Raw genomic sequence first — 12,367 nt, 5'->3', positions numbered from 1 at the left:
AACAACTTTACTGTAGACCATAAAAAAGCCGCTTGAAGCGGCTTTTTTAATGGTTTTAACTTGTCGTTATACAACGTTTTTACACTTTAAACTGCTTAGTGATGCGCTCTAAATGTTGAGCTAGTTTAGCCAATTCAGCACTTACTGAGGCTAGTTTTCCAGAACTATTAGATGTTTCAACGGTACGTTGATGAATTTCATCCACATTGGTACTGATGGTTTTAGCAACGGATTGTTGTTCGCCCGTTGAACGAGCTATTTGATCATTCATGCGGGTAATGCGGCTAATAGTTTCTGTGATCACCGATAGACTTTCACCCGCTTTATTGGCGGTTTCAACACTGCTGGAGGCTTTTTCAGTGCCTTTAGCCATAACATTCACTGCCGAGCGTGCGGCGTTTTGTAATTGCTCAATGGTTTTTTGAATTTGCTCGGTAGATTGTTGCGTACGTGAAGCCAAGGTTCTAACTTCGTCAGCTACCACGGCAAAACCTCGACCTTGTTCACCGGCACGAGCCGCTTCAATCGCAGCATTTAGCGCCAGTAAGTTGGTTTGTTCAGCGATACCTTTAATAACATCCAGTACCACACCAACTTGATTAGAGTCAGACTCCAGTTTGCGGATTACCTCCGCTGTATCTTGTACATTGGCCGCTAATTGCTGAATGCTTTGCACGGTAGAATTTACGACAGACTGACCATTATCAGCCGCTGCAGAAGCATCACCTGCGGCGCTAGCTGCTTCAGCAGCACTGCTGGCTACCGCTGTAACACTGGCTGTCATATCATCAACCGCACGTTTTGCCTGCCCTGCGGCGCGTTGTTGTACGTCAATTGTTTTATTGGTGTCATCGGTCAGTTGATTGAGGTTTTGTGCCAGTTGCGACAGTGGCAAAGAAGCGTTAACGATATCTTTAACCACTCCTTGCAGCTTTTCCATAAACTGATTGAACCAATAAACTAAATCACCAATTTCATCTTTATTTTTAGTATTGAGCCTGACCGTTAAATCGCCATCTTCCTGAGCAATATCTTTTAGCGAAGTGACTACTTGCACAATACTGCCTTTAAGCCCGGTAACGATGGGAATGGCGGTGGCAAAAAGTAAAATAATGATAGAAATGGCCATAATAGCCCCAACCTTGATTAAGGCAGTGCCACTCTCTTTAGATTCGTAAATAGCTGTTTGAAAGGCTTTAATACGAGCATCACGAAATACGGTAAGTGCCTTGGTCAGTTCTTCATAACTGCTGTTCATACGACCTGACATTTGTCCAAGCTTTGACATATCAGCCGTCTGATTGACCATCGACTCTGATACATCGTAGGCATATTTATAATAGCTATCAAAGGCACTGAGGATATTGTTGGCCTCAGATGCTAGGGCAGGATTAATAGATTTAATTTCTTTGAGTAAAGCTTCGGTTTCTGAGGCAATGGTTCTGGCATTATCTAACGCATCTTCATCACCAGTAATAGCAGCGCTACTGAGGGTATCTCTGACTTTTTCTATTTTCACCAATGCAGTTTTTGTGACATCTAGCGCCGGATATTGTACTTCGATAACATCATCTAGTAGGGCAACGTTAGTTAATGCCGTAGAGGTTGTGATAGCGAGGTAAAGTAAAAATCCTACTGTACCAATGATAGGAATTAGAAATAATTTTTGTGAAATAGACATTTTGGTCAAAAAATTCATCGCGCTACCTTTTTATTTGATCAAACCAGCAAAAAACTACGATTAAACCTGTATCAGCAAACTCACTAGTAGGTATAGATAAGCTAGTGTTTTTTGTCGATTATTACCCATCGTACTGACTAAGACTTATTCCTGTCAAACTATAACCTACTGTGGCCAAATCACCTTGCCAGCTTGCCGTCGACAAAGTGCCGGTTACCCAAACTGCATCGTAAAGATTAGATATCGGCACACCAGAGGAAAACTTCACATAAACAATTTGATTGGGTGGCGGTGGTGGCACGTGAATACAAGCCCCAAAATATGGAACCAACAAAAATTCGCTCGTCAGTTCATTATCACCTTCGAGTGGCACTACAAATCCCGGAATTTTAACCAGTTTGCCATTTAACGATTGCACCACTGGCGCATCCAAACTTTGCTGAACCATTGAACCATCATGACTTACTTGGGCTTCGGGCGTGATGTAGTTTTTAGGCACCATATCTTCCCAGAATAACTCTAGAGGCTCAGTTGCATTGATACTTGCGCTGCTGAGTAGACAGATTAATAAGATGAGGTTTTTCATTAGCGACTCTCTGTTAGTGGTGCTGTTGCATCAACATGATTAGCCCATCCAAAGGGATTACGGCGCACTTCGTTACCCATACTTGGGTGAGTGGGAATATTAATAGCTAAACATAAGGAACAAATGGCAAATCCAGCCCCAATATAAAAAACCAGACTGGGTGAAGTTAACCACACTATACCCAACAGTGCTGGAATAATTACAGCTGCTATATGATTGATGGTAAAGCTTACACTGGCAGTTGAGGCAAAATCTCGCTGATCCGCGATTTTCTGAAAATAAGTTTTAGTGGCAATAGCCATGGCAAAAAACAAGTGATCAACCACATACAAAACCGCTGCCAGATGTGGGCTAGTGACCAAGGCATAACAAATAAATACACCAATAAGCCCAATATATTCAATGGTTAAGGCTTTTTGTTCACCAATTTTACTGATCCAGCGACCAATAGCTGGAGCAAACAATAGATTAAAAACATAATTGATCATAAACAACAGGCTGATATCACCGACCGAATAAGCAAATTTTTCGACCATCATAAATGAGGCAAACACCATAAAGATCTGGCGACGAGCTCCACTGAAAAATACCAGACCGTAGTACAACCAATAACGACGACGTAAAAACAAGTTTTTATGTTGAACCGCACCATGGCTAAATTTCTGAAATCCAAACCATAAAAAAACCACGATGATTAGACCCAAACCACCAGCCAGCATATACATGCTCTTATACGAAATTCCCATATACTCCATCAATAGCCAAATCGAACCATAGGCCAATAATGATGCAAAACTAGTGACTGCCAATTGTTTGCCCATAAATTGAGCGCTTTTGTCCTTACTCAACCACTGTAACGTCAAGGATTGGTTGACCGTTTCAACATAATGAAAACCAATCGACATCAACACTGTGGTGCAATACAAACCCAGCTCAAAAGGTAACCACCCCGTTAAGGCTACCCCAATACACATCACCGCCAGAGACAACAATGCAAAGGTTTGTTCACGCAGTACTAATAGTACAAATACCGCGGTAAAAGCTAAAAATCCGGGCACTTCCCGTAAACTTTGCAAAATGCCGATTTCGGCTCCCGTAAATTGCGCTTGTTCAACTACAAAGTTATTCAATAGCGCATTCCACACCGAAAAGACCAAAGGCATAACAAAAGCCATTACCAATAATAATGCCTGAGGATTACTACGTAGAGTCGCAAATTGAGAAAAACTAAAGCGCATCGGAGAGTTTTACAAATAGAAAAAGATACTGTCATTGTCGCATATGGCTTACATGCAACCAATAAAAAAGCCGGTAAAAACCGGCTTAATTTAATCGAACTGACTCATTCTAAATAAGGACTTAGAAGCGAGGTTTGTCTTCGGCTTGTTCGTAACGTTTAACACTTTCAACTAACTCTGCTTTAGCAGATGCTGCGTTTTCCCAACCGTCGATTTTTACCCATTTGTTTGGTTCAAGATCTTTATAGTGAGAGAAAAAATGTTCAATCTGATTACGGGTTAATTCAGGGATCTGATCAATCTCAGTAATACCACGATAAATGGTAGACAATTTATCTGCTGGCACCGCTAAAATTTTAGCATCAGTACCTGACTCATCAGTCATTTTTAGTACGCCAACCGGACGACAACGGATTACACAGCCTGCCAACAAAGGAAAAGGTGCAATAACCAAAACGTCAGCTGGATCGCCATCTTCAGACAAAGTGTGCGGTACGTAACCGTAGTTAGTTGGATAGTGCATACAAGTTGCCATGAAACGGTCAACAAAAATAGCGCCAGATTCTTTGTCAACTTCGTATTTAACCGGATCAGAGTGAGCGGGAATTTCGATGATAACGTTGATTTCGTCAGGCAGATTTTTGCCTGCAGGAACTGCATTTAAACTCATAATATTACCTAGTTTGTTACTTAATAAATTGCGAAGAATTATAAAGGCTTGAGCGCCAAGATGAAACGACCAAGAAGGATAAATATTAAGCTAAACGAGATTTATTGATTAAAACTTGAACTTCTATTCAAGATATCGTTATAGTTGCCACGTGGTTGTTATAAAAATGTAAATAAAACAATAAATAAGCCCAAATTAACCAGTAACTTAAAAAGGTAAACGGGCGACTAGTTAACCCACAAAGCATGTTGGTTAAGCGCAACCTAATTTGCCTGACCAGATGTCTGCCTTGTGTCATTACACTCTACTTTAGGGAACTATATGACCAACTTACTTTATGCTCCACCCATACTCGGTATTGCAGGTTTATTCTGCGCTTTTATTGTCTACCTCTTAATCAAAAAAAATCCCGTTACCAATCCTGCCATCAGTAAAATAGGTGATGCCATACATCTTGGTGCCATGGTGTTTATGCACCGCGAATACAAAATGTTATTTCTATTTGCTTTGGTAGTAGGAATCGCGCTGTATTTTTCACTCGGTGCCAATACCACTATCGCCTTTGTGGCGGGTGCCTGTTGTTCTGCATTGGCTGGCTATATGGGCATGTTTACTGCCACCAAAGCCAATGTGCGCACCACTCAAGCAGCCCATGACAAAGGCTCCGCTGCCGCATTAACCATTGCTTTTATGGGCGGTTCGGTAATGGGTTTATGTGTCGCATCCATGGGCTTACTTGGTCTTGGGGTGTTATATCTGATGTTTGGTGGCGACCCTCATACCGCCCATGTTATTCATGGCTTTGGTATGGGCGCATCAATAGTGGCATTGTTCTCTCGCGTTGGTGGCGGTATTTTTACTAAAAGTGCCGACGTAGGCGCAGATTTAGTGGGTAAAATCGAAGCTGGCATACCAGAAGATGACCCCAGAAACCCAGGTGTTATTGCCGATAACGTAGGGGATAACGTGGGTGATGTAGCAGGTATGGGTTCTGATATTTTTGAGTCTTATTGTGGCTCGATGATTGCGACTATTGCTATCGCCTCGACGATGGCGGTGGGTGCCCTTGGCGATCGTGAATCCTTAATGTTTTTACCACTGGCTTTGGCCTCTACCGGACTATTATGTTCCGTAGCAGGAATTATCTTGGTTAAAATCATGTCTGCCAGTAAACCTGAGGTTGCTCTACGTGCCGGTACCATGTCGGCTGCGGTGATATTTATCGCGGCGGCTTATTTTGTGATTGGCGAGTTAGGGGTGAATAACCACGTATGGTGGGCCGTAGTGGCTGGTGCAGTAGGTGGTATTGTAATTGGTTTAGTGACCGAATATTACACGGCTTCAACCCCCGTGCGTAAAATTGCAGAGTCAGGTCAAACAGGCCCTGCGACTGTGATGATCACCGGTTTATCGGTTGGCATGCAATCTGTCGTGGTACCAGTGTTAACCATCTGTGCGATTATTTATGCCTCTACCCAATTGGCCGGTTTATATGGTGTCGGCATTGCAGCCGTGGGCATGCTGGCGACGGTAGGTATAACTATGGCAATTGATGCCTATGGTCCTGTGGCAGATAACGCTGGTGGTATCGCTGAAATGGCCGGATTGGGCAAAGAAACCCGTGATATAACCGACTCATTGGACGAACTGGGCAACACTACCGCAGCCATAGGTAAAGGTTTTGCTATTGGCGCTGCAGCCCTTGCAGCCTTGGCAATAATTGCAGCATTTATCGAAACATTAACCTTGCACTACCCAGGATTTAACTTAAATCTGGGTGACCCTATGGTTTTGATCGGGCTCTTTATTGGTGGTGTTTTACCCTTTTTAATCGCTTCCATTACTATGACTGCAGTGGGAGACGCTGCCTTTGAGATGATCCAAGAAATTCGCCGTCAATTCAGAGAAATAAAAGGTTTGATGGAAGGTACTGCCGAACCTGATACCGCGCGTTGCGTGGACATTGCCACTAAAGCCGCACTTAAAAAGATGATCCTACCCGGTGCTATTGCGGTAATTGCTCCTCCCTTAGTTGGTTTTGGTTTAGGTGCACATGCCCTAGGTGGCATGTTAGGTGGTGCACTACTAGGTTGTGTATTAATGGCTCTAATGATGGCCAACGCTGGTGGCGCTTGGGATAACGCTAAAAAATATGTTGAAAAAGGCAATTTAGGAGGCAAAGGTTCAGCGGTACATTCAGCCGTGGTGGTGGGTGATACAGTCGGCGATCCCTTTAAAGATACATCTGGCCCTGCCATGAATATCTTGATCAACGTGATGGCGATAGTGAGTTTGGTTATAGCGCCGCTATTGTAAGTGTAATTTTTGACTAAATACTAAAAGGAGATGTTGTACATCTCCTTTTTTTTAAACAAGTTTACAGTCAGCGCGCTATGATTCAGAGCTTAAGTAATAAGGTTAAATTACCTAAATTCTGTATAAGTAGTGGACGACGCAGGTAGTTTAAATAGCACCAAAAAATGATAATAAGCTTGTTTGCAGCAAGCATATAAGTTATAAAATAACAATTATTTATCAATATAAATGTTATTAATGAACATCCACCCTACAAATATCCCCTTATCTCTAGCCAGCAAAGGCATTGGGGACATCCAACAAACTGGCTGGAATATTCTGGCGGAAGACATCAGTTTGCCCGTCGCGGTGTTAAAACAGTCGGCTTTACACAATAACCTTAAGTGGATGGCAAATTACGCCAATAAGTTAGGTGTTAAGCTGGCGCCCCATGGCAAAACTAGCATGGCTCCCGCTTTATTCAAAACACAAATAGAGGCAGGTGCTTGGGCCATGACCTTAGCGACTGCACCACAAGTTGCTGCTGCCTGTGCCCAGGGCATCGAACGTGTGCTGATGGCCAATCAGTTAGTGGGTAAACGCAATTTTGCCCTCATCGCGCAATTACTCAAAACCACTAACTTAGAGTTTTATGTTTTTGTTGATTCCCACAGCAATGTGACAGCACTTAATCAATTTTTTACAGAGCAAGGTTTGATGCTCAATGTATTAATTGAAGTGGGTGTGGAGTCGGGTCGTTGTGGTGTGCGTGGTAATCAACAGGCTGTGGATTTGGCTGAACATATTAAACAGCTGTCTAACCTTAAGCTGCGTGGAGTGACCTTTTATGAAGGGGTGATCCGCGGTGATGATCCTGCTACTACCATCCGCCAATTTGTGGAAAACATCAAACAACTCAGCTTATTAATGGCTGAGCAGCATCTGTTTGCACAGGGGGAGATTATTGTTAGTGGTGCCGGTTCGGCATGGTATGACGTGGTAGCTGAGCAACTGGACAGTAGCAATTTACCTGAAGGTTGGCTGGTGGTGATCCGCCCCGGTTGTTATCTCATTCACGACACTGGCATCTATCAAGACGCACAACAACAATTACGTGAGCGTAGCAGTTTAGCCTGTGAAATCAGTGGTGATCTGATCAGCAGTTTAGAAATCTGGGCCTATGTGCAATCCGTTCCTGAACCGGGCATGGTTATAGTGGGTTTTGGTAAACGTGATGCGGCCTTTGATGCGGGTTTACCCACCCCAGAATGTCATTATCGTCCCGGCTGGCAACGTACACTCAAAGTTAATGCACAATGGAAATTAACTAAGATCATGGATCAACATGCCATGTTGTCCTTGCCCGCTGACAGCGATATTCAACCCGGCGACATACTAAGTTTTTCTACTTCTCACCCTTGTCTAACCTTAGATAAGTGGCGCACCTTGGCCATAGTGGATGAGCAACTTAATGTTATCGAACTTATAGAGACCCAATTCTAATGGATATTGTATCGCGCATGCAAAATGCCTTGCCCACATTGCGGCCAGCCGAGCAAAAAGTGGCTCAGTACATCCTCGATAATCTGAGCTTTGCGGCCAGTGCCTCGATCAATGAATTGGCCTTAAAAATAGAGGTGAGCCAAGCCAGTATTACTCGTTTGGCACGAGCCTTAAGTTGCGACAATGTACGTGATATGAAGCTCAAAATCGCCCAATCTGCCGCCGTTGGTGCACGTTTTATTGAAGAAGATTCCAAAACCGTAAAGCGGCCCATAGTCTATCAAGCCATTCACGATATTCTGGATCTTAATGCGGGTTTAATCACCGATGACTTGCTCAAAAAAGCCTGTGATCTGGTGACTCAAACTCAACATGTGCTGCTTTTTGGCGTGGGGGGGGGCAGTACCGTGATGGCGCAAGAATGTCATCACCGTTTGTTCCGCTTAGAAATTAAAAGTAATGCTTATTCTGATCCCATGTTAATGCGCATGAGTGCGGCAACGGTTAACAAGGGTGATGTGGTGATTGCTTTATCCTTAAGTGGGGAAAGCCCTGACGTATTGGCTGCTACACGTATAGCTCAAGAGTATGGAGCCCAGATAATAACCATCTGTGCTAGTGGCAGTTTATCCACCGTGGCCGATGTGCATTTACCGCTAAAAACGCAGGAAAGTGATTATATATTTCAGCCTAGTGCTTCACGTTACGTGATGCTGGCCGCTATCGACATGCTGGCCAGTGAAGTGGCTATCCGAAATCAACGTAAGTCGCGGGAAAAGTTACGTCGTCTAAAATTTCATTTAGATGAACATCGCCACTGTTCGGAGCGCTTGCCACTTGGTGACTAAACCCATACCCATGACAGCCGTCGTGACAGAGCAAAACAACGCAGACCAACCAAGCTCCAATGAAGCACATCATGCTGATTTACTAATAAGCAATGTGACCTTATTTGATGGCAGTGGCTCGCCAGCCAACTTGCAAGATGTGGCAGTGCGCGACGATATTATTTGTGCTGTGGGGCAACTGCAACATTGGTCGGCAACACAACATATGGACGCCAAGGGTTTGGCTTTAGCGCCCGGGTTTATTGATGTACATACCCATGATGACTTGGAAATCCTACGTAATCCGGCCATGTTATACAAACTCAGTCAGGGAGTGTGTACTGTCATAGTGGGTAACTGTGGTATTAGCGCGAGTCCGCTGGCTTTTACTGACGCACAGCACAAACCCATCCCCGATCCAATTAACCTTTTGGGCAACAAAAGTGAGTTTTTATATCACCAGTTTAGTGATTATGTGGCGGCTTTTGAAAAGGCCCAACCTGCGGTAAATTTAGTCGCTCTGGTGGGGCATACGGCTTTACGCGCGCAGGTCATGGATGACTTGCACCAAACTGCGAATGAAACTCAAATTGCCGCCATGCAGGCTTTATTGTTAAGTGCTATGCAACAAGGTGCCAAGGGTTTGAGTACCGGCTTGGCCTATCACAATGCCAATGCCGCTAGTTTTAACGAAGTGCAGCAACTCGCGGCCGTATTAAGTCCCTTTGCAGGTAAATACACCACGCATTTACGTACCGAGTTTGATGGCATTTTGACTGCACTGGATGAAGCCTTTAGCGTGGGTCGCCATGCCAAGGTTGATGTGATTATTTCTCACTTAAAATGTGCGGGAAAAGCTAATTGGGGGCGCTCGGCACAAGTGCTAGAGCATATAGTGCAAGCTCAACAACATCAGCATATTGGCTGCGATTGTTACCCCTATAATGCCAGTTCGAGTACCTTGGATTTACGCCAAGTGACAGCCGACTTTGATATTTATATTACGTGGTCTGACAGCCATCCTGAGATGGCGGGCAACAATCTGCAAGATATTGCCAAAAAGTGGAACCTGAGTTTATTAGACGCAGCCAAAAAACTTCAGCCTGCGGGCGCGGTGTATCACGGCATGGATGAAAACGATGTAGAGGCCATCATCCGGTTTCCCCACTCCATGATTGGCTCCGACGGCCTACCTTGTGATCCCCATCCTCACCCACGTTTATGGGGTAGTTTCCCTCGTATACTTGGGCATTACGTGCGTGAACAACAGTTATTACCTTTAGCTAAAGCCATTCATAAAATGACGGGTTTATCGGCCCAAGAATTTGCCATTGAACGCCGCGGGCTGATCCAGCCCGGTTATTATGCCGATTTGGTGCTGTTTGACCCTTACACCATCAAAGATAACGCCACTTTTAGCCAGCCTAAACAAATTTCCACTGGGATATTACAAGTGTGGGTCAACGGCAAGTTGAGTTATCAACAGCAGGATCTCAGCCAGTACCCACATTTAGTCACGGGGCAATCAAACGCAGCTGAAAACACAACACCAGTAATGCGTCAGGCCGGACGTTTTCTTAAACATCAATATTCAACGACTATCAATTAATGCACTTAGGGAGCAGGAAAATATGACGATTAAACGTTTTGGCAGTTTGGGGGGAGTAGGCACAGGTGGCCAGCATTTACCTTTTTCCAGTGCCGTGCAAGCCGGTGGCTGGCTAATGGTATCGGGTCAAACTCCCATGACAGACGGCGAAGTGGTTGAAGGTGGCATTATCGAGCAGTCGCGTTTGGCCATTCAAAACTGTTTAGACATCATGCAGCAAGCTGGTTACGGCCTCGACACTGTGGTGCATGTCACCGTGATCCTGACCGATGCGCGGTATTTCCAATCTTTTAATAAGGTATTTAAAGAGGTATTTGGGGCACACCCGCCCGCCCGTATTTGCGCCGTGGCTAGTCTAGTGGTGGATTGCAAGGTTGAGGTTGATGTTACTTGTTATAAAGCACCTTAGTGGCCATGGGCAGTAGTCGAGGCTGATAACGTGAATATTACTTTTGTGGTGTTTTTTCTCGTTTACATCCTAGTGATGTTTGGCATTGCTTTAGTGGTTTCTGGTAAAGCCAACAAAGCTAACAATAACGCTGAGCAATTTTTGCTGGGTGGGCGAAAACTGCCTTTTTTACTCACCTTAGGTACGACAGTAGCCACCATGGTAGGCACTGGTTCATCCATGGGCGCTGTTGGTTTTGCCTATCAAAATGGCTGGGCTGGCACCTTATACGGCATAGGTGGTGCAGTCGGAATTTTACTCTTGGCGTGGTGGTTTGCGCCCCTGCGTAACTTACGTTTTATGACCATGAGTGAAGAGCTAAGTTATTACGTTGGCGCCAATACTTTGATCAAAAACCTCATTGCCGTCATCATTTTTGTGGCCAGTATTGGTTGGTTAGGTGCTCATATTATTGGCGGTGGTTTGTATCTGGCTTGGTTAACGGGCATGGATTTACAACTGGCCAAAGTACTTATTGCCTTTAGTTTTGCCCTATATGTGGTGAAAGGCGGCTACATGGCTGTGGTGTGGACCGACTCCATTCAAGCCATTATTCTGTTTTGTGGTTTTTTCTTGATGGCATATTTCTCCATTCAAGCCGTTGGCGGTTGGGATGCCATGCTGAGCGCCCAACCAGTCGCTAATCAAAGTTGGTTTGCGGTGGACAAAATTGGCCTGTTACCGGCAATCTCCTTGGCCTTAGCTATTTTAGTTGGCATCTTAGCCACACCTTCTTTTCGCCAGCGTATCTATTCTGGCAAAGATGTAGCAACCATTCGTCGTTCTTTTATTTATTCTGGATTGTTGTACTTAGGCTTTTCAATTATTCCGGCCATTATTGGCATGAGTGCCTTTGCGGTAGAGCAGCACTTAGACAACGCCTCTTTTGCCTTCCCCCATATGGCTTTGTATTTTATGCCCTTGGGTCTTGGCGCTTTTATTATTATTGCCGGGATATCCGCTACTTTGTCTAGTGCCAGCTCCGATGCCATTGCTGGTGTAAGTGTGGTCATGCGCGACTTATATCAAATGTGCAGTGGTAGTATGCCGGCACCAGAAAAAGCGGTGTTTTGGTCACGTATTAGTTTGGTCTTAACTATTTCACTGGCCTTGGGTTTTGCCATGATTTCTAACGATATCGTGGCTTATATCACCAAAATGATAGCCATCTTAATGTCTGGTATGTGTGTTTGTGCCTTGCTTGGTCGTTTTTGGCCACGTTATAACTGGCAGGGTGCGCTGGCGACGTTAATAGCAGGCAGTAGCACGGCTATCATCGTTAATTTTCAGCCACAATGGCTGATATTGTTTGGTAATCCGGTTATCCCTTCTTTGTGTGCCGCCCTGTGTTGCGGGGTCATCGTGACCTTGTTAACACCAGTCTCAACGGTTACTCCTGAACAAGCCTTAACCAAACTTAATAAACAGCGTGCCGAGCTGGAATCTGATCCCGACAATCTTGAGTCCAACAACAATCGACAAACTTTAGATAAACAAGGCAGTTTATAAA

General features: G+C 44.5%; 10 protein-coding genes. 6 read left to right on the top strand and 4 right to left on the bottom strand.

Annotation, left to right across the window (positions count from 1 at the left end):
* Positions 1 to 79 precede the first annotated feature (79 nt).
* From AX660_RS05845 to ppa, 4 genes are all read right to left on the bottom strand, one after another.
* The gene (locus tag AX660_RS05845) at positions 80 to 1,699 is read right to left on the bottom strand and encodes a methyl-accepting chemotaxis protein (RefSeq protein ID WP_068373860.1); all 1,620 of its coding nucleotides are present in this window, start codon (positions 1,697 to 1,699) and stop codon (positions 80 to 82) included.
* A 103-nt stretch (positions 1,700 to 1,802) separates the two neighbouring features.
* Entirely contained in the window at positions 1,803 to 2,267 is a 465-nt protein-coding gene (locus AX660_RS05840) for a DUF3299 domain-containing protein (RefSeq protein ID WP_068373858.1), read from the bottom strand.
* Complete coding sequence (locus tag AX660_RS05835) at positions 2,267 to 3,505, bottom strand: MFS transporter (RefSeq protein WP_068373856.1); 1,239 nt, start codon at positions 3,503 to 3,505, stop codon at positions 2,267 to 2,269. Before AX660_RS05835 ends, AX660_RS05840 begins: the two co-directional genes overlap by 1 nt.
* 121 nt (positions 3,506 to 3,626) lie before the next feature.
* Positions 3,627 to 4,175 carry an inorganic diphosphatase gene (ppa, locus tag AX660_RS05830; RefSeq protein WP_068373853.1) on the bottom strand — a complete coding sequence of 183 codons (549 nt, stop codon included), beginning with the start codon at positions 4,173 to 4,175 and terminating at the stop codon, positions 3,627 to 3,629.
* A 321-nt stretch (positions 4,176 to 4,496) separates the two neighbouring features.
* On the opposite strand from ppa, the gene AX660_RS05825 reads away from it, so the two are divergent.
* The 6 genes from AX660_RS05825 to AX660_RS05800 all read left to right on the top strand — a co-directional run bounded on the left by AX660_RS05825 (position 4,497) and on the right by AX660_RS05800 (position 12,366).
* Positions 4,497 to 6,491, top strand: a complete 1,995-nt coding sequence (locus AX660_RS05825; RefSeq protein ID WP_068373852.1) for a sodium-translocating pyrophosphatase — start codon at positions 4,497 to 4,499, stop codon at positions 6,489 to 6,491.
* Between the two features lie 228 nt (positions 6,492 to 6,719).
* Complete coding sequence (locus AX660_RS05820; RefSeq protein WP_235594663.1) at positions 6,720 to 7,973, top strand: amino acid deaminase; 1,254 nt, start codon at positions 6,720 to 6,722, stop codon at positions 7,971 to 7,973.
* Positions 7,973 to 8,821 carry a MurR/RpiR family transcriptional regulator gene (locus tag AX660_RS05815; RefSeq protein ID WP_068373849.1) on the top strand — a complete coding sequence of 283 codons (849 nt, stop codon included), beginning with the start codon at positions 7,973 to 7,975 and terminating at the stop codon, positions 8,819 to 8,821. Before AX660_RS05820 ends, AX660_RS05815 begins: the two co-directional genes overlap by 1 nt.
* Positions 8,814 to 10,409, top strand: a complete 1,596-nt coding sequence (locus tag AX660_RS05810) for an N-acyl-D-amino-acid deacylase family protein (RefSeq protein ID WP_235594662.1) — start codon at positions 8,814 to 8,816, stop codon at positions 10,407 to 10,409. Before AX660_RS05815 ends, AX660_RS05810 begins: the two co-directional genes overlap by 8 nt.
* 22 nt (positions 10,410 to 10,431) lie before the next feature.
* Positions 10,432 to 10,818, top strand: coding sequence for a RidA family protein (locus AX660_RS05805; RefSeq protein WP_068373843.1), 387 nt, complete (start codon positions 10,432 to 10,434; stop codon positions 10,816 to 10,818).
* A 30-nt stretch (positions 10,819 to 10,848) separates the two neighbouring features.
* Entirely contained in the window at positions 10,849 to 12,366 is a 1,518-nt protein-coding gene (locus AX660_RS05800) for a sodium:solute symporter family protein (RefSeq protein WP_068373840.1), read from the top strand.
* Position 12,367 lies beyond the last annotated feature (1 nt).

It is taken from the genome of Paraglaciecola hydrolytica, assembly GCF_001565895.1.
GTDB classification, from domain to species: Bacteria; Pseudomonadota; Gammaproteobacteria; order Enterobacterales; family Alteromonadaceae; genus Paraglaciecola; species Paraglaciecola hydrolytica.
Note: the sequence above shows the minus strand (reverse complement) of the source record. Positions and strands in the feature narration are given on the sequence as shown.